The organism is Streptococcus suis, assembly GCF_002964045.1.
In the GTDB taxonomy this organism is placed as follows: domain Bacteria; phylum Bacillota; class Bacilli; order Lactobacillales; family Streptococcaceae; genus Streptococcus; species Streptococcus suis_U.
In genome coordinates this window covers 1-269 of the sequence record NZ_POPB01000028.1, presented here as the reverse complement: position 1 = coordinate 269, position 269 = coordinate 1, and the positions used below count along the sequence as shown (strand labels likewise).

General features: G+C 41.3%; 1 protein-coding gene. It reads left to right on the top strand.

Annotated features, from left to right (window positions below; translation table 11 throughout):
- Positions 1-269, top strand: a 269-nt coding sequence (locus tag C1E99_RS00115) for an endo-beta-N-acetylglucosaminidase (RefSeq protein ID WP_153060103.1), incomplete at both ends; no start/stop codon positions are given.

The following is a 269-nucleotide window of genomic DNA, read 5'->3' as shown; positions in this document are numbered from 1 at the left end:
GATTACTGGCAGTATATTGATTCAATGGTATTTTGGGAAGGCTTGATTCCTAGCCCAGACGTTATTGATGCTGGACACCGCAATGGTGTGCCTGTTTTGGGAACGATTTTCTACAATTGGTCCAGTAGTATTGAAGACCAAGAGAAGTTTGTGGCTTCTATGAGACAGGATCCTGATGGAAGTTTTCCTGTGGCTCGTAAGTTGGTAGATATGGCAAAATACTATGGTTTCGATGGTTATTTCATTAATCAAGAGACTACAGGAAGCTT